Raw genomic sequence first — 21705 nt, forward strand, 5'->3', positions numbered from 1 at the left:
TTAGGGGTGTTTGGTTCAATTCTTTATTTACTTAATTATTATGGCTATAATTTATGTGAATATATTTAACTGAATATTATTGAATTATTGATAACAACGCACTTAAATATAACCACTTGGTTAATCCATCTATGACCGTTTTTAGAATACTAAGGGTAGACCTATCGAGGGAACACTTCACGGAAGAGGTAATTAAGGAAGACCTTCTAAAAAAAGTTCCTTGGTGGTAGAGGATTAGCCGCGTACTTAGCCCTTAAGGAAATACCAAGGGGCATTGACCCATTAAGTCCAAGCAATAAGTTATTCATATTCTCAGGCCCATTAAGTGGTATAGCCACGATATCTTCAAGTAGGGTTAACGTAACCACGAGGTCTCCATTAACAGGGGTTTACACCCACGCAAATGCCGGTGGCAACTTCTCATACTGGCTCAGGAAGTCTGGCTATGATGGCTTAATAATCGAGGGTAAGGCCGATGAACCGGTATACCTGGTTATTAAGGATGGAGAACCGAAGTTAAAGCCTGCAAAGCACATTTGGGGTAAGTGGACTGGGGCTTCTACAAAGATTATCCTTGAGGAGAATGGGTTCCCACCAGATGAGACCAAGGCTGGCGTTGCTGTGATTGGACCTGCTGGTGAAAACCTTGTTAAGTTCGCAGGCATTAGGATGAGCGATTATGAGAGGTTCGCAGGGAGGGGTGGCGTTGGCGCTGTCATGGGAAGCAAATTACTTAAGGGAATATTGGTCTGGGGTACGAGGGACTTAAGTAAGGAGCTCGTTGATAAGGCCAAGTTCATGAAGGTTAATAGTGATATTGTTAAGAGAATCGCAACTCATGACACGACTAAGGTACTTCATAAGTACGGTACAAACGTATTGATGAATATCGTGCAGTCAATAGGTGCGCTGCCTCACTATAACTTTGGCGGTACTGGGAAGATCGCCGACGTGACACCAGTCAGTGAGGAGTATATAAAGGACCATTACCCAACGGAGACCCACGGCTGTTATAACTGTCCAATAGCCTGCACGCAGATGCCCACGGTCAAGTCCGGCCCATTTAAGTTCTCCGTTACTGAGAAGTACGTGAAGCAGGAGTATGAGAATACCTGGGCCCTTGGACCTAATGTTGGCTCAACAGACCCAGAGGCCAATCTCAGGTTCCAGAAGTTGGCCAATGAACTTGGCCTAGACACCATAAGCCTAGGTAACACCCTTTCAATGGCTATTGAACTGGCTAAAAACGGCAAATTGAACCTAGACATTGACTGGGGTGATGCAGGTTCCCTTGAGTACTTAATACACAAGATTGCCTATAGGGATGGCATTGGCGATGAATTGGCAGAGGGTGATTACAGGCTAGCCGTTAAGTATGGGATGCCGCAATTATTCGTTGGATCAAGAGGACAGGGGCTACCTGCCTATGACCCGAGGGCACTCAAGGGCTTCGCACTAGCTTACTACACGGCCAATAGGGGCGGCGACCACCTGGAGGCCTACACACCGACCTGGGAGATATTCGGTGTTCCTGAAAAGGTTGACCCATTCTGCGAGACGCAGGAGTGCATCGAGAAGCAAGCGAGGATTGTTAAGTGGAACCAGGACTTATTCGCGGTTGTTGACTCAACGATATTCTGCAAGTTCGAGAACCTAATGCCTAACATAGACACTGAGAAGGACTTCGCGGACCTATACAACGCTGCCTTTGGATGGGACTTAACACCGCAGGACGTGCTCACGACTGGTGAGAGGATATTCAATGTTGAGAGGCTGCACTGGGTTAGGGAGGGTAAGTGGGTTAAGGATGAGTTACCGCCTAGGATGAGGGAGCCAATACCGGACGGCCCAGCCAAGGGCCACACAGCGTCCAAGATGTTTGACGAGGGAATAAAGGTGTACTATAAGTTGAGGGGTTGGGTCGATGGCAAACCCACAAGAGACACACTAAAGAGGCTAGGGCTTGAGGAGTTTGAGTACCTCTTATAATCACGTTAGTAAAAACCTATATCAAAACAATTTATTGTTTACCTAATTCATTTCTGATCTTCACAGCCTCCCTAAGCACCAAATCCTTTAATTCCTCACCATCAGCCTTACCATCAGCTAAAACCTCAATTATTGCCTGGTAAAGGTTAATGCTTTGCCAGGTCTCACCAACCTTAACCCTGACACTCTTAATCCTACCATCTCTAAGGGCCTCCTTAATCCTCTCCTCAAAGACCCAGGGATCAATACTCGATGGCACATCAATCCTAGCCCTAATACGCTTAAACGGTGCAACATCCCTATGTATTATTAAGGCGTCAAGCATCACGTAATTGGGTATGGTATACACCCAACCACTATCGCTAATAACCTCCGTGAACATCAGCGTTATATTCCTAATAACGCCTGTAAAGCCATTCGGCAACCCCTCATGCGGGTACATAGTCCTTACTATGCCGTACCTCCAATTAACGATTGTTATCCTATCGCCCGGCTTATACCTACCGGTCATTATGATGACGATGCCAGCAATGACGTTTGATAGCGTCTGCTGCGCGGCGAGACCAATAATAATACCAACCGCAGTACCTGAGAAGGCGGCCACCGAAAGGCCAAACTTCTCGAAGGTCACGGCCAAGGCTATTAATATAGCCACTATGAGCACGGTATCAAGCACGAACTTGAGTACCGTACCCCTAACCCTATCATACTTACTAATGTAGTCACTAATCCTCCTCCCAGTATCCCAAACAAGGATTGCACCAATGGTGACTATAATCACGGACCTAACAACACTATCGTAGGCCAAGAGAACACTCTTCCAATTAGTGGGTATTAGGTAAAAGACTATGTTTATGTAAAGTACGTAAATCAAGGCACCAATTATGGCGAGAAGAATCCACTCAAGTAGCAACCTGGCAATAAGCCTACCAACACCAACAGCGGTATTACCGCTATCCATACTCAACACAGCAATGATAGAACTTAATAATAAAGGTTATTCGCATGAGGTGCAGGGAAGAAAAGCATAAAAACACGAATAAGGCATTAACCCAGGCCCGTAGCTCAGCCAGGTTGGAGCGCCCTGGGGCGGTAGCCCCGCGTATGGCTGATAACCGGGAGGTCCCGGGTTCAAATCCCGGCGGGCCCACCACGCTCGGTGAAAGTTGGTTTTTGTTCGTTATTTCTTGTGTGGTGTTGATGGTCTTCACGTTTAAGCCAACGTTGACGTAACAAAATAACGAGACAACCAGGCCCCAAAGCCTTACATTAGGCTTCTTTCACTCAACACTTCATGAATCCGCAAAAATCCACAATGCTTAAGAAATAAGCAACAATATTCAATGCATCACTTCTTTGCTATACCTATCTACGGTCTTGATGCCATTAATTAATGGTGCTAGTACTATTACTTCTGCCTCAAGTTCATTCAGTTCAACCTTGACCGAGCCACCAGCCTCAATGACTCCCCACTCACCATTGATAACTTTATAGTGTACGTATTAGCCGCTTAATCCCGTGAGCATGCTGTCTAACCTAAACTCCTCACTGATTCTTAGGCCATCCCTGTTCATGTTCATGATTGCAATTACTGTGTATTCATTAACCGTTGACGCAAGTTTGAGGAGTACGGCTTCATTATATGGGTCCCTAAATAGGATATCCCTCGTGGGCAGTGCGGGTTCATTCACCCTAATAACCTCACCATCACTGAGTGTGATCTATTTAATTAACTCGACATTGGTCCTTTCCGGTTCGCGATCAGTGATGTAACAGGGTCTCTGCTGGATATCCCTTGTTACTGCTATTAACCTGGCCGATTGGTCATAACTCATCCACATATCATAATCAGGATAAGCAGAACGACTGTAGAGCAGGCTATTGTAAACACTCCATAACGTGTGCAACTTAGCATCTGCACGCCACATTGGGATGTAGTCTTGGAAAAACACTCATGGCATTACAGGGCGTAATTACTGTGGTTCCCAGGGGCCATATCTATGTAATTCGATACGTCTAAGCTATTTGGGACGCAGCTAATTGAAGGGTTAGGACCCAAACAACTAAAACCCTAATCGTGGTGGGCCCGCGGGATTTGAACCCGGGACCTCCCGCTCGTAAGGCTTGTACGGGGCGTCAGCCCCTGGACATCCTAACCAGGCTAGACTACGGGCCCGAGGTGATTGGCTTCATGAAGAATTTAAGTTTTTTTGTTCATTGCTTATGTTAGAACGATGGCCCTATCCACTTACGTATTGTGTTTTCTCCTAGGTATATGTATACCTGCCCTCTCAATGCTGATGCTATTGCCGCTGTGGAGGCCAGGGCTGAGCTTATGTAGAAGAGGACGTGTGATGAGTCCATGAATGCCGTAGTCCCGCACTAGGTAGTGTTTAATCAGTGCCCGTGCTTTTGATAGTTTTGCTGGTTCTGTGTTACGTGCTTACCTCGTCAATAGCTTGACCATGTACCTCATCATTTTGTTCAGCATTATCTCTCGCTAATTTCATCCCCAATTAGTTCGCCTAGTGTGACTAAGGCGATAATAGTGAGTTGTCCCGCTTAATACCACCATTGACGCATTACTCGCACTCATGAATGGCGCAATAATCATTAGTTCCATTACCGGCCATATTTAATGGGATTAGGATAGAACCACTAGGTCCAAGCGCGTCTCAGCACTTACTATGGGCTTAATGAAGCATTGCATCAGGTCATGCTGCTATAAATCACTTACTCCATGCATGGGTAATTACAGCCCGAGATTGTTATTTAAACCGGGGAGTAACGCTGGGTGTGGTATGACCAACATTAGAGCTGGAATGGCGGGGCTTGGTGTGATGGGTTGGAGGATTGCCAAGAACCTAAAGGACGCAGGCTTGTTAATTGGGGTTTATAATAGGACGTTTGATAAAGCCCTGAGGTTTAGTAGGGAGTTTGGTGTTGAGGCCTTTAGGACGCCGGGTGAACTTGCTAAGGCATCTGACGTAGTAATTACGATGCTTAGCGATGATGAGGCTGTTAGGAATGTTATTACGGGCAGTGACGGCGTGTTGAGTGGTTTAAGGCCTGGCTCTTTAGTGATTGATATGTCTACGATCTCGCCAAGTGTTTCGATAGAACTCGCTAATACTGTTAAGTCCAGGGGTGGTGAAATGGTTGATGCTCCAGTGATTGGTACGTCCATAGCCGTTGAAAGGAAGGAAATAGTGGTGCTCGTAGGTGGTTCTGACGAGGCATTTAATAGGGCTAGGGAGGTCCTACAATATACAGCTAAAACCATAGTTCACGTGGGACCGAATGGCTACGGACTCTACGCTAAGCTCATAAATAATGCATTGCTTGGTTCATACGTCGTTGCCTTGGCCGAGGTTGTTCAGTTGGGTAAGGCCTTTGGTCTCAGCGACTCTGTAATCCTAGACGTACTGACTAAATTATCGAGTGCCAGGTCACCGACGTCTGAGTTGAAGGTTCTCAAGATGCTCGGTGGTGATTACTCTGTTCAGTTTGCCCTTAAGCACATGCGTAAGGATTTGGACATTGTTAATAGGGAGGCCTCAATGCGCGGTGTTCCAATACCAATGGCGTCATTGGCCCTCCAGTTCTATAGGATGGCTGAGAGGATGGGACTTTCCGAGGAGGATTTCGCAGCCGTATTAAAGGTATTAACTAAGCAGTAATAACTTAAAATCGTAATTGTGATCCTTCCTAGTGATGATACCATTAATATTAATGATCATTGGCGTATTAATCATTGCTGCGTCCGTACTATCATCATTACTATCTCTCTATTTTGAAGTTAGGTACTGGAGGGGTAGGAAGAAGGCCAATGGATTAACAAGTGATGGGAATTATCCCTGGGTTACCGTGATAATGCCTGTGAGAGGTTTGGACCAGAATCTTAAGGGTAATGTCATTAGTGTTTTAGATCAGGAATATCCAGGTCGTAGGAGCTATATCTTCGTACTCGATAGTGATGATGACCCCGCGTACGGCATTATTAAGGATTTAATTAAGGGGTTTAATGTTGATGCCTCGGTATTAATTAATAGAGGTGGGCGTAGTAAAGGTGAGGCATTGGCCTTTGCCTAGATCATGCGGTTAGTGAGGTAGTTGTTTTTGTTGATAGTGATGCCTTTGTTCATAGGCATTGGCTTAGGAACTTAGTATCTTCATTGGTTAATGGCTCGGGTGCTGCCACGACATATAGATTCTACGTACCACTTGGGAGGCTTAGCCTTGGCTCATTATTAAGGGCTAGTTTTAATATGATTGGTATCACGGCAATGCAGAACCCGGTGGCTAGGTTTACCTGGGGTGGCTCTACGGCTATTTGGAAGTGGATTCTTGATAAGTGGGATGTTCGTGATTATCTACCTTATTACCTAAGTGATGATTACGTGATCACGCATTTCGTACATAGGGAGGGCCGGGCCATAGACTTCGTCCCTGAATCCCTGGTATTAACGCTTGAGGATGCAGGCATTAAGGAGGCATTTAACTGGACCGTTAGGCAGTTGTGGTATGTGCGCGTTTACGGTTTCAGGGGTTTTCTACTCTATGCGGTGTCCTACACGTTGTACGCTATCACGTTGCCCATCGGCGCAGCCTTATCAATCATTAATCCATTTTTTTGTGGTGCTTGGTCTTCTGCCGTTTATCATTGGCGTGGTTAAGGATTACGTAAGGATTAGTGGCATTAGGTCTCTTGGTGAGTTCTATGGTGTGAATATAACGAGAAACTACTCAACCTTGCTTGCATTGGCTTCAGTGCTCAATGTTTATTTCTCCTGGTTTGCGATAATTAAGACCATGTTTACGGAATCCATCATTTGGAGAGGCCGTGTATTCACTGTTATGGACGCCGTAAAATTAATGAAGGAAAGACCACTCAAGTGATAGTAATGGTTAATGTACGTGAATCCTTCTGGGCCATGGTCAGGAACCCGCAGTTACTGATTAATTACTTGAATGAATTGGGCATGGACATTAATACCTTTGTAGGGAGGAACCAATAAGTGCATTTAATTGCCCACCTAATGAGACCAGTGATTTTAAGACCAGGTTTTTCGTGATTTCGTACATGTACCTCAAGGTATTAAACAGCGAATTAAGGGAACTCGAGGGCTCAGGGATTACCGTGGATGGGTTAAACGAGTTAATGGCCGATATCCTAACAGATATGAGACTATATAATGCACCGACCAGGCTCATGAACGCTGTGGTCTCTATCATACGCGATATCCTGAGACTACGTGGTGAACAATAACTTATCGCCTATTCTCCGTTAAAGCATCCTCAAGTCTCTTTAGTAATTCCTCTATTTCGTTTACTTCATCAGCGTATAACCTAGCCATCACCGCATCCCATCTATTCCTTATTTGCTCCAGTAGTTCCTTGGCATCCCTAATCCTCTGCCTGGCCTCATCATAAACCTCATTATTTATTAAGGCCTTAGCTTCACTGAGTAACTCACTTAGTCTCAGTAGGTCCTCTGGCATATGGACTGTGGCGAAGGAGTTATATTCACTTAATTGGTCCTTATTATTGACTAAGTACCTAAGCACCTTTATCGTACCTACCCTAAGCAGCGATGGCTTAACTCAACACGACCAATGTCTATTCCATGGAGCATTAGATATGTGGCCACGTACATGGGCACCTTAACCCTGGTCCTATTGCTAATTGGTATGTGTTCCACGTAATTGGCTATTATTGGACTTATTATCTTCGAAATGTCCTTTATGTGTTCATAAACGTACTGCGTGATTATCTTATTAACGGCATGCACATCATCCATTGTGGCCAGGGGTTCCATCCTCTCCAGGTCCATCCTCAACTCCCAGCCCTTTATTATCAATGGTTCAGTATCGTCAGGGCTAACCCACTCGGTGAAGACCCTGAGTGGGAATCTATCATACAGCGCCTGCAGCTCTTCTTCATCTGGTATCCTATTGCTTGCACCGAAGACAGCCCAAGTCTTCACTGGGACCACCTTCTCACCGTCATAGACAACCCTCTCATTTAATATTGACAGTAAAGTATTCAGTATTGCGCTTGAGGCATTGAATATCTCATCGAGTAGTGCGAATTCGCTCTCAACAATGGAGTTTGCGTATATCCTCTCCACCTTACCATCAAGTAACTTGGCGATGTTTATTGGGCCTAGGATCTCCTCAAGGTCTGTGAACTTCGTTAACTGCCTATAGAACCATCTGGCGTTTAATAATTTAGATATTGCATAAACGAGTGTTGTTTTTGCAGTACCTGGCGGACCAACCAATAGGTAATTCTCCCTTGATAATGTAGCCATTAATGCGCCAAGAACCTCGTTCTCATACTTAAAGAATATGTTATTTAATCTCGTGTAAACACTCCTAATCCTATCAAAGTAACTCTCACTCACGACTTAAAGCATTAATTACCAGAATTTAAACGTTCCTCATAAATACTAAGATATGATTAAGCACTCCCATAAAGTGCCCTATTTAACTCACTCATAAGCTTAGCCATTTCGCCCTCAATGACTTTCCTCCTAGCCATGAGTACCTGCCTTAACTCATTAGAGGAAGCCCTGGTCTCAAGCTCCTTAATCTTAACAATACCATCAGCGAAGTAATCCAACAGCTCAAGCATGACATTCACATCCTCAGGGATACTCCCATTGAACCTATCCCTAACCTCAGCCCTAAAGCACTCCCAATGAATTGGACCCTGCCTAGTAAACGTAAACTTCATGCCTTCCACGATTTCCTCACCACACCTATAGCACTTCCAAACCTTCCTACTCATACAGCCTGGTCATGGTTCATGGGGCTTAATTACCCTTAATTGACTTCTAATTTAAGTGAACATATAATTATTCTTTTAAATAATTATAAGTAGTTATGAATATATAATCATAGCGAGAACCTAATGGCAGCCCTGTCAATGGACTCAAATATTGTTGGGTGTTGATGGGCTAATAACGCGATGTCCTTGACACGGGCATTAACGGCCACCGCAAGCGCTATTTCATTAATTATCATTGATGCTGCTTCACCATAAACCACACCACCGATAACCCTTTGGCTCTCCTTCTCAATAATTAATTTAACCCAACCTTCCCTAACGCCCATTATTTGGGCGTAGGCATCATCCTCAAGTGGGTATGAAACGGTTACGTAGTTAATGCCCCTGGCCTTGGCAGCATCCTCGCTTAAGCCAACCATGGCTGCCTCAGGCTCTGTGAATATGGTCATTGGTATTGAATTGAAGTTGACCTCGTAGATTGGCTTGCCATGTAGAATATTCCACGCCGCCACCACAGACTCCTTAACGGCTGCGTGGTAAAGCATGTACTTGCCAAGTACATCACCGGCTGCGTATATATTCGGCACCCTTGTCTTCATTGTTGAGGCAACCTCAACGTGCCCCTTCTCAACAATGCCAAGCCTGTCAAGTCCCTCCACATAGGCTTCCTACCAACAGCCATTATAACCTCAGAACCAGCCACGTAACCCCTACTGCCATCTGACCTCTCAAACTCAACAATCTTCTGCCCACCCTCGTTCCTAATACCAACGACCTTCGAGTTCGTGAGTATTTCAACCCCCTTAGACCTTAGTTTCTCCTCAATCTTGGAAACAATTTCGTTATCCCAACCAGCCAGTATCCTAGGTAGCATCTCGACTATTGTTGCCTTGATACCCATGGAACCAAGTACTGAGGCGACCTCAACACCTATGTAACCACCGCCTATAATCACCACATCACTCGGTATCTTCCTATAACTCGTCTTATAGCCAAATAATTCCTGACTGCCGATGGCGAGGTCAGCACCTGGCACTGGTATTCTAATTGGTGCCGAACCTGTCGCTATTAGTAATTGCCTTGCCTCGATATCCTTACTCCAGGAACCATCAACCGCCCTAACCCTAACCCTATGCTCATCAATAACCTCCGCAACGCCCTTAACGAAGTCCACATTCTCGTGCTCCTTAATCTCCCTAATGTGCTGTAGGTACCTAATGTACTGTATGTTATCCTTATGATCAATCGCATTCTCCCAGAGAACCCTAACCGCATTTATGTCCTTACTACCAACACTGTTTAGTATGCCCCTTATCTTCTCCATTAGGTAAATCGTCATGTAAACAGCTTTAGACGGTATACAACCCTCATACAGACAGTTACCGCCCAAGTTACCCTTATCATCGATCATCAAAACCTTAAGGCCACCCTTACTCAACTCAAAGGCTCCGTGATAACCACCTCCTCCACCACCTATAACAACTACATCGTACTTATCCAACTTTGGTGAGTCCTCAAACTCAGAGTCTGTAGGTGGGAATACTGGGTATTTCCCAAGCACGAGTATGACAAAAAAAGTTACTAATTTATTTGTTTTTAAGTCAAAAATTTGACACATTTGAAGAAAATAATTTTTAAATCATTACGCGCTAGACACCACCAAGTTCCCTCAACGCAATGACCAAGTCATCAGTGAGTATTCCACTGTAGGAACCGTAGAGGTACAGTCCAAGGGCCACTAGGGCCGCTATTACCGTGTCCCAGGGGAACGGTATTATAGGCGGCTGGAAGACGCTGAAGGAGCCTAGGAACGATAATACATATGCCGAGAATATAGTCGCCACGACCCACCAACCAGCCCTCACATGCTTCATGGCTGTCTCACGATCCCTAGCCGTAGAGGCTACGTACAGTGTAAATCCGACGACCATGGCTGTCATTATTACGACATAACTAACGAAGTCTATTATATGAGTTGGCTCCAGCTTAAGCATTGTGACTGGTGTTGAGGCGGGCCAGCCAGTGGGCGCTGCGAAGAAGGTATATCAGGTAGTACGTGGCTACGATAAGCACAACCCAATATACTATCCCAGAGATAATGCCGACAACCCTGCTTGCACCGTACCTATTAACCATGGTGTACATGTAGAATAATGGTAAGCCGGCGAGTATCAAGGCTATTGCGAACCATAGGTAATAGAAGGTTGACCAATAAACAATTAGGAAGGCGGCTATTGTAGCTATTGCGCCGATCACGGAAGCAGCGGGTAACTTAATTGGCCTATTAGCATTTGGTGCTGTCCTCCTGAGGGTCATTAATGATGGACCACTAATTATGTACGTGAATACCGTGGTCGTTGTTATAAATGAGGATATTGCAAACCAGGTTGGGAATGGCAGTAGGAATAATAGTCCAAGCACCAAGGCGGCTATTGTGGGCCAAAGCGGAACCTTATACTTGTTTAGTCTCAGGAATGCAGAGGGTAGGTGGCCGTCAGCGCCATGCCATATATAGTCCTAGCCGTTGTACCTATGTATATCCAACCCGTACCTGATGGAGAAACAACAGCATCTATGAGTAGTATTATTGCAAAGATCGCCAATGCACCTCCAGCTATGTATAGCAAACCGTAAAATGGCCCACTCGCTAATGTTGCCCAACCACTCGCAGTTTTGTACACAACCGTCTCTGTGAGCTGGCTAGACACACTTACACCCTGTAGGTACGCCCAATTCCAAGTACTAGCCGTTGGCTGCCCAATAACCTTAACCACCTGCCCTGTTGAATTCACATAAGCCAGGTACAACCTATTAAAATTAAGACCACCTATGAAAGATACCTGAAGTAATACGTATATCATCATGACAATGATAAAACCGAGTATTGTACCCCAAACAACGTCTGAAGGCTTCCTAGCCTCACCGCCATAGTCAATGCCCTGCCTGAAGCCAGGTAGGCGTAGGCTATACCAGTTGTGGGTATTGCCAAGAAAACATATGGCCAACCATACGGTATAAAACCATTAGCTAAGCCCGTATAGTTAACTGTATGCATTGCAAGCGTCATTAATAGGATGAAGGTTAACGTTGGTATTATTAATTTCCACCAGCCAACTCCAGTATTTGTTTTACCCATGACGTGAACACCATACCAATTAAGGAGGAAGAAGAATACCACCAACACAGCAGCCACGAGCGTACCTAACGGGGTCAAAACACCACTAACCGTTAAGTTGGGCACCCAAGTACTTAAGTAAGTAACTGCTGCAATAGCCTCAGATGGTGCGACGGTGGTGGCACTTAGGAAGTATGCCCAACCCATTATAAACGATGCAAAACCACCATGTGTATATTGCGGATACCTAACAATACCACCACTCTTAGGAAGCATACCGCCAATTTCGGTATAGGCCAGGGCTATGAATATCATTAGGAACCCAGCGATTAGCCAGGAAAAAAATGGCGGCAGGACCCGCCGTATTCGCCGCACCGAGCGAACCAAATAACCAACCACTACCAATCATGGCACCAACAACTAGGAACGCAATATCCCATTGATTCAGGCTCTTCTTAACTGCTTATCACTTTGAACCGCCCTCTTTTCCCCAACCTCAGGCCCTGCCTCAGGTGGGTTCGCCATGGAATTACTTTATTATTAATCTTTATAAAAGCATTTCCTTCTTGTATTAATATGCAAATTTATTAAAGAATACTATAACTACTTCTACATACTAATATGTAGATACAAATAGTAGGAATAGAACTATAGGTCAAGTGTATGTCCAGTAAATATTTATGTGAATACGTATTTTTAGACGGCAATCCCTAACACATACTGCCTCGATTTCATGAATGAGAAGGCAGGATGATTGAAAGAGAGATAGAATTGAGCACAATACCAATTTAAATGCGGTATGATATAAATACTGCGGTGAGAATGGCAGTAAACGGTATTTAAGTAAAGCCAAAAATTGGTGCCCCGGCCGGGATTTGAACCCGGGTCACGGGCTCGAGAGGCTCTAAATAACGAGAAGGGCATGAACGAGACATCGGGAATGTATTCCACGTTTATTCAGTGAAATTGTGATCCCGCAATGAGGAGACGCCAGTTTTTGGTCGTGGCTAGAGCCACGTGAATGAGACCAAAAAGGCGTTGGCGACGAATGCTACTAGCAGAAAAAGGTTTTGTCTAAGCGAGAGATGTCCCAAAAACAACTCAATATTACTGTGGAATAAAACGAAAAATTTCGGGTTGAGTTAAGCCTAGGTGGTTAGTATGGTACATTCGTGGGGTTTTCTACGAATGTTTATTAAAAAGTTACGCGGCATTTTAAAAATAAATCAAGTTTTGACGTGGTATGAATGAATTAAATTTAAATTTCCCCAAATTTCAAATAATCGTAATGGGACTTCGCAATAAGGAATTTGACGAAGTCGTATTCGCGGTGTATGCGAGGGTGATCTCTAATGGTATGGCGCCGAATGGAAAAAGAAAGTTCGTGCTTAGGCCTTCGTCTGAGGAGGGCATCGAGGTCCTCAACTCATTGGATGACGCCTTACTTCAGGTCGACATACCTGGCTTTGTCTCGTTCTTGGGAAAAATCTCCCGCATTAGGGGCGTACCTGCGATTAATGTCCCAATTAGGGCTTCTAAAATAATAGAACCGTTCTGGTTGGAGAATAGAAGAGTGCTCATTTTCGTAAAGGTGTTGGGCCAACCCCAGGAGGTGGTGGGAAATCCAGGTAGGTGGTCGAAATGAAAAGATGCTTTTCATATTTAAGGACTGCGCCAGGCAAGTACGCGGCTCTGTCCAATGGTTTGTTTGACCTTTTGCACAATTCTCGTGGTGCCGTCCACATAACGCCGGGGCGCCTGTATAAGTACGCCATAAAGTACGGCCTGAAAAAGCAACCAACAGGTATTCCAACAATTCTTATACTCGGGTTTTTGACGATGCTCGAAAAACAGGGGTTGGTCACTCGTTTTGAATTAGCACGAAATAGGTTCGCAAAGGTCTACGTTGTTCCACGTGATGGGAAGTTGATGGCGATGGCTAAAACGCTAAGTCGTGAGGAATTCATTAGGGAATTGAACGAACTCCTCGGCGATGATGATGGAGAATAGAAAGATGAAGATCGTGAGGATATACGGACGTACGAACGCTAACATCAATTTCAATGAAATTACGAACCTGGATGCGTTTAAGACTTGGCTAAAACGTTACATATGCCGTATACGGGCTGGCATCTTCAGTATTGGGGCAGTCAGGTTGTTGCTGGAGTATGTCATTGTCATGAAATTGAAAGAGGAAGAGGCGTTGCAGATCATTGACGCATTGTATTACAAATTGCTCGTTCCACTTCATAAGGAGGGCCTCATAGAGCTTGCTTCGGCAAGTGGCTTTCAATTTCCCTCGAACGTATGGGACGCTGTTGTAAACATCGATAAGGATGTCGTGAGGTGTAGGCCATGACAACACAAAATCAACAATGCCCTCCTGGCTTCGTATGGAGTGAGAAGTTGAACAAGTGCATGAAGTCGTGGGACGATATTCCTGAGAGGAAAACGAGCCTTGCCGAAGTCCTCGGACTTCCTGAGAGCGATAATCAATCAACTAAGGAAGCAAAACCTGAAGAGAAAACCAAACAAATTATTAATAATAATGATGTAAAGAGCGAGTCAAAGCCCGAGACGAAGCTTGAGACTCAGAAGCAAGAGACTAGACTTGAGGCTAAGGTTGAGGAGAAAAATGAGGAGAAAAAGGTCGAATCAAAGAATGAAACAAAGGTTGAGGCTAAGCCTAAGCTTAAGCCTGGGGCTCGGGTTACGATCAATGGGAAAAGAGAGTATGAGTATTTGGGTACGATTGAGGGCTTGATGGTTCTTGGGAAGTGGAAGGGAGGGGATATCTACCACATCATAATCATGGACAGTGCAGGGAACATAATAGTTGAAGGCGATACTCACACTACAGAGGAGAGAGATATCGCTGATACGTTGAGGATACCGAGCAATATCGCGAATTCGATCATGGCATGGACGTCTGAAAAGACATACCCCTGCCCCGAGATTTACTACAGATATGTTAAGGTCAGGAACAATGATGCAATACTCTTTAAGCCGTGCACAATAACGGGCTTGATCTATGAAGTGCAGGAAAACGAATCAACAGGCGAGGAGAAACTCGTTAAGAAGAAAGATTGGAAGTCACAGTTCATTGCAACGATTTCGCACGTTGCTGCCGAAGTCTTTGCAAGGAAGAAGATCGCTAAGTACATGATTAGGGATGGGAAGGAGATCGGTATCTATTGTTGGGATGGGAAAAGGTACTACGACTGTGAGGCAGAGGCTAAGGCGTTCATTACGCTAACATCGAAGATCAACGAGTTCCATAAGTACGGGGTTAAGGCAACTTCGTTATTCAATGAGTTCCTGACACAACTCAAGCACTCGCATCACTATAAATACAGCGTTGAACCGTTGATGATTAGCTTCGAGAACGTTGTCTTCGATTGGGAGGCGTTCCTGGCTAAGCCGTCGACGTCGAGGATTGAGGGCTCCGTGGAAATTAAGTTAATACCTGACAATTTAAGGGTTGACTGGAGTGCAGTAGCGAGGCCGTTCTTGTTCAAGCACAGCCCGAAGAGGATCGTGTTTAACTACGTTCCTCATGGTATTGATGAGGATGTACTAAGGCAATATATGAATAGGTCAATAACCCATGATGAACTGAAGAACGTATTGCAAACCAAGGCTCCTAGGTTACTTAAGTACTTCATTGATTGGGTTGACGAGAAGTGGCCTCTTCTCTTAGAGATAACGGGCTTCACCTTGTTCCCACGTTATGAGCCTAGCAAGGCCGTGATGTTACTCGGTGATGGTGCTAACGGCAAGTCAACATTCCTAACCTGGCTCAGGTGCCTATTGGGTAGCGAGAATGTTTCATCAATCTCACTGCAGGCATTGACTGACCCATCGAATAGATTCGCGGTTGCCGAGCTTTACCACAAACTCGCAAACATATACCCTGACCTACCGAGGATCATCATTAAGGACACAGGCGTGTTCAAAGCACTCACGGGAGGCGACGCAATCCAAGCCGAACGAAAGTTTAAAGATCCATTTTCATTTGTAAATTATGCTAAACTAATTTTCTCGGCAAACGAGCCTCCGATGGTTACGGACCAAACATACGCCTTTTGGAGAAGATGGATAGTTGTTGAATTTCCTCATCAGTTCCCTGAAAACCCGAACCTAAAGAAATGCAATTTCTTAACAGAGAAGGAGTATGCCGTTTGGGCATCAACAGCAATACTTGCATTCAGGGAAGTACTGAGGAGGGGTAGGTTCAGCTTTGAGGGTACTCACGAGGATGCTAAAAGAATATGGCTGGCCAGGGCAGACAGCGTTTACGCATTCATTGATGCGATGATTAAGGAGGGCTACTTGGTTGAGGATGCCGATGGTCATGTACCTGCTAATGACCTGTACAACATGTACGTCATGTGGTGCAAGGACAATGACAGAGATGATGAGGTCGTTAGCAAGCAAATATTCACAGCCAGGATGGAGCAGTACGGTTATAGGAAAGTCACAATCCACGGTGAACGCTACTACAAGGGCTTAAAGTTAATTAAGGAGTACGGTAGTGAGGGAAGTAATAGACCGAGCGACGTAACAAGCTACACATAGAGACTCCTTACCCAAGTCAAAATAAGAACAGTCAAATTCCTAGTCCTTTCCCATGCAGTGACTGTGTTTTTCCACATTCAATTCCTGAGTTATTTTAAAAGGAAGCGCGCCGGGAAATTAATAATACCCCTCTCTAACCGAACCCAGTCGTACCCATATATTTCACTAAATAAGTTATTTAGATCTACATATGGGTTCGATTGGGTATGATACCCCACCCCTATTATTTAGTGCGCCGGCGCTTTGGAGTTAAAATAACTCTGGAATTGAAATTAATGAGAGGTTGAATACTCATTGAGGAAGCAAATAAGGAGCAGCATGTTGAACAGATACTAAGGTCTGTGTCGAAACAGAAGCTCCTAAATACCCTGTCTCGCTCTTTCCCCTTGATGGTAAGGTCACGATTGGTGATAAGACTGTAGGCAACATAGGTCAGAAAGAGCTAATGCAGAAGCTCCAGCAGAAGATGCAAGCTCAGGTAAGGCCTGAGGAGAAAAAGAAGGAGGAGAGGAGGGGCTACAGAGACTCATTCGATGATGAGTATTTGAATAAAGTCATCACGATAATGATGGACGATGGTAAGGCCATAACGGCCCAGCTCGTTGCTTTCTCCAAGTACTGGCTCAAGGTCGTCACGATGGATGGCAAATTAATCTACATCAACAAGGCCTACGTCAAGACAATTGAGATCTCAAACATCGAAGTGAGACAGCCATGAGCGCCTTCACAATTACTGAGAGGCCTCAGCGCCTTGATTAATCAGTTCGCTTGGGTATATGATTAGAGCCGCTTACTCCGCAAGCCGAAGCTCAGTTTACCAGCTAACTAAATTAATAATAATTATTTTGAAGTATTCCCCTCTCTCCCCAGTTAAACACCCCACTTTACTTTCTCTCTGTAAGAGATAATACGTGCCCCGGCCTATTTTTGCTTTAGTCTGACGTCTAAGGGTCGTAGAGCCTCGGGCAGACCACGAAAAACACCGAAGTAAGTACGAAAAGGCACGAAGAAATACCGTGGCTCTACGGCCCGCGTTTTCATTAATAAGGGGCGCCTCGGTGGGTCCGTGGACCTGTAATTTTGCGGCTTCGTGGGCTTCTCCGCAAAATTACGGCGTCACCTTTTTATTGAACAACCATGTAATGATTATGTAATGGTTATGAGACGTAAATTGTCGAGTGTTGAGAGGTGGAGAAAACGTCATAGGCTCATACAGCTTTGGCTTACACGGAAGGAGTATGAGGAGTTGAATGTGTTGGCCGGTCTCGAGAACTCAACGATTAAGGACCTCTTAATGAAGAGGGCTCAGGAATTGGCTAAAGCCTTAGGGATTGCCTAGACCCGTGCGATTGCCGCGGTGGTGACGTTATTGGCGCCCTGATTAACCGCATAAAGAAAAGCCCATTCCGAGCCCAACTTATTGTGTACCTAAATAGGCTTTTGAGGTTTATTAAGGAGAGTGGGGACGTCTCAATCACTGAGGAGTCGACAGGCGTGCCGAGGTGGTTTCTACGATTATTGGCTAATATTGGCATACTCGCGATCAATGAGTTCAGCGAGGGCGAGGAGTATAGGCTCGCCATGTCAGTTAAGGACCTCGAGAGAGCATATTGGGAGTTAACGAGATAGTTGAGAGAAAAACCAGAATGCTTAAAAACTATTTTATGGCTAAGGAATTAATGGGCATAAGTAAAACTCTGGGCATTGTCCTCGGTATTGTGATTGTCGTCGCCCTGGCAATTTATTTCCTGGCGCTGCCGCACATACGTCTTGCGGCGCCATCAGTATCGATGCCATCAACAAGCATTAGTAATGTTACTACGCCCATTAATACTACGGTTAGCACGAGTACTACTAAGTCGAGCATGTATGTGAAAACGCCCAGCAATGTTATTGTCCTTAACATAATTAATTCGACAAGTCCGAGTAACGTCACAATCGAGCCCAACATGACCTATGTATTTCACTGGGTTTACGCCACACCCTTCAGTATGCCCTATAACACCACTAACGCCAATAACTTAATAGTCGTACAGCTCATCATTAATTCCACAACCCTGAACCTAAACAACCCAACCGCGATTTACACCTCGTTCATGACGATTGAGATGAATGAGGCTGTGACCCCAAGCACGGAATTTGGTACCTTTTACCCACCTGTCCTGGCAATTGGACCTTCGTAATATTACCACTACAGCCGGCAATTCCTCGTTTAATGCTGATGATTTATTGGAACGGAACACTGGTGTATAATGGATACGTTATTGTAGGGTTAGATATCCCGCAATACATAACCGCCGCAATATCGGGGTTAGGCAGTTTCGTACCATTGCCGCCGCCTGTAATTACCAAGTGCTGGTACTTTGAAAGTGGTGTATTCCCTACCACCTACGTACTGCCCAATGCCACTGAAATACCGGGCACAGAAATCCTCAACTATAACATATCCATCATTTCATTCATTAATTCATGGCAGAATGGGACTGTGGTTTATGAGACCTACGAACCAGGCACGACTATGTATAACTGGGCCTGGAATCAGTGGCTTAAATTCAAGAATAGCACTGCATATATGGAATTTCTTAACTGGGCTGTGGGTGAGTATGGGGTCATTTATGGAACCCCATACATGCCCCTCACAAACATAGTAAATAATCTTTACCAACTCACCAGTGCGAATATCGGGCCATTAGTAACTAAGGAATTAATTATTAATTTAACGGCATTAGAGCCTCAGCCCAAAGCCCGTCTGGGTATGTGGCGTTACCACCAAGTACTTACCTAAACATGGTGGTTGCAACACCGTCGCCGAGCAAAATTGAGACCGTAGGCAATAGTGCGCTCTTAATATATGAGGAGCCGGAGCTTGGTGAGTGGATTAATGTCACATTACAGGGAGAGTCTATGTGTTGGTCTCCAACCACATTCCTAATACCCGTGCTTGGTGAGAACTACGTAAGTATAACAACCACAAACTCAGGCTTCGACGGGTGTTACATCCCACCATGATCAATGACCATAAAACAAATGAATGAGCAAAATAAATCCTCACGCCCATTGCCGGAAGGGGGCGTTTCGGGCAATCAATGCCTGAATCCTCATTGGCACAGGCTTTTAAAAACGGCGTTTTTGGTTTTAACGTGAGGCTTGTTGGTTACGTTAGGGTTAGCCTGGGGTCTGAGGCTCCTGAGAACCAGAAATACGCCATCCTGGAGTACTGCGCCAGGCATGGGCATCAATTGGTTGGCGTCTTTGAGGATATTGGCGTCTCCGGGGCCAGTAGGCCAATGGAGCGTCCAGGGTTCGCCAAGGCTATTGAGTTGCTTAAGGGCAATCAGGCCGATGGCTTAATAGTGGCCAGCCTTGACAGGATTGCACGCTCATTGGTCGAATTCTTCGAAGTCTACAGGATGTTCACCGACAATAATTGGCAATTAATCAGCGTCCGTGAGGACTGGCTCAACGCCCTAAACCCTCAGGTCAAGCCAATAATCTTAGCCGTACTGTCCTGGGCAGCCGAGATGGAGAGGGAGTTCATTAGGGAGAGGACCCGCGAAGCCCTGGCCAGGTTGAGGGCCGAGGGAAAGCGCATTGGCAGACCACCTAAGTGGGGCCTGAAGTCAGGGCCAGGTTAATCAACCTGATGGCTAAAGGCATTAGCCTGAAGGACGCCTGTAAACTAGTGGGCATAGGCTACTCAACAGCCGTCAGGCACCTCTCTCACGACCCAGATTACCTAGAGGCAATAAGGAGGGCAAGGCTCACGAGGGCCACTACGCAGAATCATTCCTTCAAACCCTAATTCACCACCTCAATTGTCCTCACGAGCACGGCATGCACGGTGTTGTGCACGCCCTCGGCGTGGGTAGGTGTTGCTGGGTGGCGTTGTGGGCGTGGGGTTGGTGTATGGATTCGTGCACGCAAACCATTTTGCAAGGCATTAAGTGCCGTTGGGACGGGCTCGGCATTGCGGAGTTGAAACTCCGTGGGAACATTAATTCAACCCCCAATAAAGACCGCGGGAACAATCACGAACCATAAGAATTAGGAACAGAAACACGTCCCAACGAGAGCCAAAACACCAAGGAGAAAAACTTAAAAAGAAGCAAACAAACAAACCGGAGGATTTCAATAGAATATTGAAAGATCAATTCCACAGTTATGTAGCTATTGTATACGCGTTTAACTACACGTGAGGATTTCAATAGAATATTGAAAGAAATACAGATAGTATGGACTACCTATGTAACTCTCACTATGGAAGATTTCAACAAGAATATTGAAAGTGTAAATCGATATTGAGAGCCCTGTTTAGACCTATCCACGAGGATTTCAACAGAATATTGAAAGTCTCACCACGTTATAAAGGACTACCCACGTAATACGGTGCTGGCGAGGATTTCAATAGAATATTGAAAGTTGGCATATGCGTTTTCGGCCCTGGTCAATGCCTGTTGGTACGAGGATTTCAATAGAATATTGAAAGATACCTAAACCCATAATCCGCATTGACAATAACTTTGTGCAAAGAGGATTTCAATAGAATATTGAAAGCGTGTCGTACGTCGTGGTTCAGGAGTATCTCCACTATGTGTGGATGAGGATTTCAATAGAATATTGAAAGTTGTTTCTGTATAGCTTACGTAAATGCTTCTTGTAAATCCTGTAACAATGAGGATTTCAATGAGATGTTGGGGTGTGTTTTGTATGGGGTGGTTGTTGGCTCCTGGATTGGTGGGTTAGGGTTTGTGGGTTTAGTGAATCAACGGCAAGACCACGCGGGGTAAGGAAATAAAAACTAACACAGTAGGCACGGCGCATGCTTGAGGTACCATTGGCGTAGTTCCTCGTGTCTTGTTCAATCTCTCAATATCATATACAGTATTTATATTTCACACGGATTCATAAACGTCCCGAGTACTGCAAAAGTTTTGCTCAGCTAGGGTGGGGTTTTAAAAGTGTAATGATTACTTTACTTGATATGACTATTAAGAAAGTAAGTAATAATACTAGTGCGGTGTCTCGAGACACTGATTATTGGCTTGGGGATGTGGTTTACTGGGTATCAATGGGCTGGGCGGCTCTGTTGATGGGCTTAAAAAGCTCATGAAGTTATTATTCCTGGTGCAGTATGATATTAGGAGGGGCATACTCCACAGGAGGACTGCCGTTAAGTACCTCTATAATGGTAAGCCCATTACCAGGGCCGAGTTCTACCTATGGTCCTTCGG

At 45.1% G+C, this 21705-nt stretch carries 30 protein-coding genes, 2 tRNA genes, 1 pseudogene and 1 CRISPR repeat array; of the genes and pseudogenes, 20 read left to right on the forward strand and 13 right to left on the reverse strand.

Features of this window, described 5'->3' with window-relative positions; all coding sequences use genetic code 11:
- Positions 1 to 131 precede the first annotated feature (131 nt).
- Positions 132 to 1989, forward strand: a pseudogene (locus JCM16159_RS11265) (aldehyde ferredoxin oxidoreductase family protein).
- A gap of 31 nt (positions 1990 to 2020) precedes the next feature.
- Here the strand turns inward: JCM16159_RS11265 and JCM16159_RS11270 are convergent.
- Positions 2021 to 2950, reverse strand: a complete 930-nt coding sequence (locus JCM16159_RS11270) for a mechanosensitive ion channel family protein (RefSeq protein WP_054857882.1) — start codon at positions 2948 to 2950, stop codon at positions 2021 to 2023.
- A gap of 93 nt (positions 2951 to 3043) precedes the next feature.
- Here JCM16159_RS11270 and JCM16159_RS11275 point away from each other — a divergent pair.
- Positions 3044 to 3142 (forward strand) — tRNA-Ile (locus JCM16159_RS11275).
- Between the two features lie 349 nt (positions 3143 to 3491).
- On the opposite strand, the gene JCM16159_RS11280 is transcribed toward JCM16159_RS11275, so the two are convergent.
- From JCM16159_RS11280 to JCM16159_RS17435, 3 genes are all read right to left on the reverse strand, one after another.
- Positions 3492 to 3680: a hypothetical protein gene (locus tag JCM16159_RS11280; protein WP_054857883.1), complete on the reverse strand. Its 189-nt coding sequence runs from the start codon at positions 3678 to 3680 to the stop codon at positions 3492 to 3494.
- 387 nt (positions 3681 to 4067) lie between these two features.
- Positions 4068 to 4165 (reverse strand) — tRNA-Val (locus JCM16159_RS17430).
- A 50-nt stretch (positions 4166 to 4215) separates the two neighbouring features.
- The gene (locus tag JCM16159_RS17435; protein WP_243666737.1) at positions 4216 to 4353 is read right to left on the reverse strand and encodes a hypothetical protein; all 138 of its coding nucleotides are present in this window, start codon (positions 4351 to 4353) and stop codon (positions 4216 to 4218) included.
- Positions 4354 to 4790: 437 nt separating this feature from the next.
- On the opposite strand from JCM16159_RS17435, the gene JCM16159_RS11285 reads away from it, so the two are divergent.
- The 5 genes from JCM16159_RS11285 to JCM16159_RS17455 all read left to right on the forward strand — a co-directional run bounded on the left by JCM16159_RS11285 (position 4791) and on the right by JCM16159_RS17455 (position 7258).
- Positions 4791 to 5669: an NAD(P)-dependent oxidoreductase gene (locus JCM16159_RS11285; RefSeq protein WP_054857884.1), complete on the forward strand. Its 879-nt coding sequence runs from the start codon at positions 4791 to 4793 to the stop codon at positions 5667 to 5669.
- A 34-nt stretch (positions 5670 to 5703) separates the two neighbouring features.
- On the forward strand, positions 5704 to 6081 hold the full coding sequence (locus tag JCM16159_RS17440) for a hypothetical protein (protein WP_243666738.1): 378 nt from the start codon (positions 5704 to 5706) through the stop codon (positions 6079 to 6081).
- Complete coding sequence (locus JCM16159_RS17445; protein ID WP_243666762.1) at positions 6066 to 6665, forward strand: glycosyltransferase family 2 protein; 600 nt, start codon at positions 6066 to 6068, stop codon at positions 6663 to 6665. The genes JCM16159_RS17440 and JCM16159_RS17445 overlap by 16 nt, the downstream gene beginning before the upstream one ends.
- Positions 6628 to 6888: a hypothetical protein gene (locus JCM16159_RS17450; protein ID WP_243666739.1), complete on the forward strand. Its 261-nt coding sequence runs from the start codon at positions 6628 to 6630 to the stop codon at positions 6886 to 6888. Before JCM16159_RS17445 ends, JCM16159_RS17450 begins: the two co-directional genes overlap by 38 nt.
- Before the next feature lie 184 nt (positions 6889 to 7072).
- Complete coding sequence (locus JCM16159_RS17455; RefSeq protein WP_243666740.1) at positions 7073 to 7258, forward strand: hypothetical protein; 186 nt, start codon at positions 7073 to 7075, stop codon at positions 7256 to 7258.
- Position 7259: 1 nt separating this feature from the next.
- Here the strand turns inward: JCM16159_RS17455 and JCM16159_RS17460 are convergent, their stop codons facing one another.
- The 9 genes from JCM16159_RS17460 to JCM16159_RS17485 form a co-directional block, all read right to left on the reverse strand.
- Positions 7260 to 7556: a hypothetical protein gene (locus JCM16159_RS17460; RefSeq protein ID WP_243666741.1), complete on the reverse strand. Its 297-nt coding sequence runs from the start codon at positions 7554 to 7556 to the stop codon at positions 7260 to 7262.
- Positions 7557 to 7567: 11 nt separating this feature from the next.
- Positions 7568 to 8395, reverse strand: coding sequence for an AAA family ATPase (locus tag JCM16159_RS11300; protein WP_243666742.1), 828 nt, complete (start codon positions 8393 to 8395; stop codon positions 7568 to 7570).
- A gap of 56 nt (positions 8396 to 8451) precedes the next feature.
- Positions 8452 to 8781, reverse strand: coding sequence for a DUF2175 domain-containing protein (locus JCM16159_RS11305; protein ID WP_054857885.1), 330 nt, complete (start codon positions 8779 to 8781; stop codon positions 8452 to 8454).
- 107 nt (positions 8782 to 8888) lie between these two features.
- Positions 8889 to 9440: an FAD-dependent oxidoreductase gene (locus JCM16159_RS17465; protein ID WP_243666743.1), complete on the reverse strand. Its 552-nt coding sequence runs from the start codon at positions 9438 to 9440 to the stop codon at positions 8889 to 8891.
- Entirely contained in the window at positions 9377 to 10342 is a 966-nt protein-coding gene (locus JCM16159_RS11310; protein WP_243666744.1) for an FAD-dependent oxidoreductase, read from the reverse strand. The genes JCM16159_RS17465 and JCM16159_RS11310 overlap by 64 nt, the downstream gene beginning before the upstream one ends.
- An 88-nt stretch (positions 10343 to 10430) precedes the next feature.
- Positions 10431 to 10775, reverse strand: a complete 345-nt coding sequence (locus JCM16159_RS17470; protein ID WP_243666745.1) for a hypothetical protein — start codon at positions 10773 to 10775, stop codon at positions 10431 to 10433.
- A complete protein-coding gene (locus JCM16159_RS17475) occupies positions 10768 to 11202 on the reverse strand; it encodes a hypothetical protein (RefSeq protein ID WP_243666746.1) in 435 nt (144 codons plus the stop codon). The genes JCM16159_RS17470 and JCM16159_RS17475 overlap by 8 nt, the downstream gene beginning before the upstream one ends.
- 47 nt (positions 11203 to 11249) lie before the next feature.
- Positions 11250 to 11645 carry a hypothetical protein gene (locus JCM16159_RS17480; protein WP_243666747.1) on the reverse strand — a complete coding sequence of 132 codons (396 nt, stop codon included), beginning with the start codon at positions 11643 to 11645 and terminating at the stop codon, positions 11250 to 11252.
- Complete coding sequence (locus JCM16159_RS17485) at positions 11642 to 12211, reverse strand: APC family permease (protein ID WP_243666748.1); 570 nt, start codon at positions 12209 to 12211, stop codon at positions 11642 to 11644. The genes JCM16159_RS17480 and JCM16159_RS17485 overlap by 4 nt, the downstream gene beginning before the upstream one ends.
- Before the next feature lie 973 nt (positions 12212 to 13184).
- On the opposite strand from JCM16159_RS17485, the gene JCM16159_RS11320 reads away from it, so the two are divergent.
- The 13 genes from JCM16159_RS11320 (at position 13185) to JCM16159_RS19485 (ending at position 21584) form a co-directional block, all read left to right on the forward strand.
- Positions 13185 to 13541 (forward strand): hypothetical protein, encoded by a 357-nt coding sequence (locus tag JCM16159_RS11320; RefSeq protein ID WP_243666749.1) that lies wholly within the window; start codon positions 13185 to 13187, stop codon positions 13539 to 13541.
- Positions 13538 to 13906, forward strand: a complete 369-nt coding sequence (locus JCM16159_RS11325; RefSeq protein ID WP_243666750.1) for a hypothetical protein — start codon at positions 13538 to 13540, stop codon at positions 13904 to 13906. Before JCM16159_RS11320 ends, JCM16159_RS11325 begins: the two co-directional genes overlap by 4 nt.
- Positions 13890 to 14255, forward strand: coding sequence for a hypothetical protein (locus JCM16159_RS11330; RefSeq protein ID WP_243666751.1), 366 nt, complete (start codon positions 13890 to 13892; stop codon positions 14253 to 14255). Before JCM16159_RS11325 ends, JCM16159_RS11330 begins: the two co-directional genes overlap by 17 nt.
- Positions 14252 to 16474 carry a phage/plasmid primase, P4 family gene (locus tag JCM16159_RS11335; protein WP_243666752.1) on the forward strand — a complete coding sequence of 741 codons (2223 nt, stop codon included), beginning with the start codon at positions 14252 to 14254 and terminating at the stop codon, positions 16472 to 16474. The genes JCM16159_RS11330 and JCM16159_RS11335 overlap by 4 nt, the downstream gene beginning before the upstream one ends.
- Positions 16475 to 16940: 466 nt before the next feature.
- Positions 16941 to 17192 (forward strand): hypothetical protein, encoded by a 252-nt coding sequence (locus tag JCM16159_RS11340; protein ID WP_054857890.1) that lies wholly within the window; start codon positions 16941 to 16943, stop codon positions 17190 to 17192.
- A gap of 435 nt (positions 17193 to 17627) precedes the next feature.
- Positions 17628 to 17813, forward strand: a complete 186-nt coding sequence (locus tag JCM16159_RS11345) for a hypothetical protein (RefSeq protein ID WP_054857891.1) — start codon at positions 17628 to 17630, stop codon at positions 17811 to 17813.
- A gap of 83 nt (positions 17814 to 17896) precedes the next feature.
- The gene (locus tag JCM16159_RS11350) at positions 17897 to 18103 is read left to right on the forward strand and encodes a hypothetical protein (protein WP_054857892.1); all 207 of its coding nucleotides are present in this window, start codon (positions 17897 to 17899) and stop codon (positions 18101 to 18103) included.
- 50 nt (positions 18104 to 18153) lie between these two features.
- Positions 18154 to 18657, forward strand: coding sequence for a hypothetical protein (locus JCM16159_RS11355; RefSeq protein ID WP_243666753.1), 504 nt, complete (start codon positions 18154 to 18156; stop codon positions 18655 to 18657).
- 38 nt (positions 18658 to 18695) lie between these two features.
- Positions 18696 to 19259 (forward strand): hypothetical protein, encoded by a 564-nt coding sequence (locus JCM16159_RS11360; RefSeq protein ID WP_243666754.1) that lies wholly within the window; start codon positions 18696 to 18698, stop codon positions 19257 to 19259.
- Positions 19232 to 19483 (forward strand): hypothetical protein, encoded by a 252-nt coding sequence (locus JCM16159_RS11365; RefSeq protein ID WP_243666755.1) that lies wholly within the window; start codon positions 19232 to 19234, stop codon positions 19481 to 19483. Before JCM16159_RS11360 ends, JCM16159_RS11365 begins: the two co-directional genes overlap by 28 nt.
- Before the next feature lie 131 nt (positions 19484 to 19614).
- Positions 19615 to 20109, forward strand: a complete 495-nt coding sequence (locus JCM16159_RS11370; protein WP_054857896.1) for a recombinase family protein — start codon at positions 19615 to 19617, stop codon at positions 20107 to 20109.
- 8 nt (positions 20110 to 20117) lie between these two features.
- Positions 20118 to 20276, forward strand: a complete 159-nt coding sequence (locus JCM16159_RS17490; RefSeq protein ID WP_243666756.1) for a hypothetical protein — start codon at positions 20118 to 20120, stop codon at positions 20274 to 20276.
- Between the two features lie 319 nt (positions 20277 to 20595).
- A CRISPR array of direct repeats spans positions 20596 to 21172; the repeat unit is 25 nt; unit sequence GAGGATTTCAATAGAATATTGAAAG.
- 283 nt (positions 21173 to 21455) lie between these two features.
- Positions 21456 to 21584, forward strand: a complete 129-nt coding sequence (locus tag JCM16159_RS19485; protein WP_367834482.1) for a hypothetical protein — start codon at positions 21456 to 21458, stop codon at positions 21582 to 21584.
- Positions 21585 to 21705: the final 121 nt, after the last annotated feature.

This window comes from Vulcanisaeta sp. JCM 16159 (genome assembly GCF_001316265.1).
GTDB lineage: Archaea > Thermoproteota > Thermoprotei > Thermoproteales > Thermocladiaceae > Vulcanisaeta.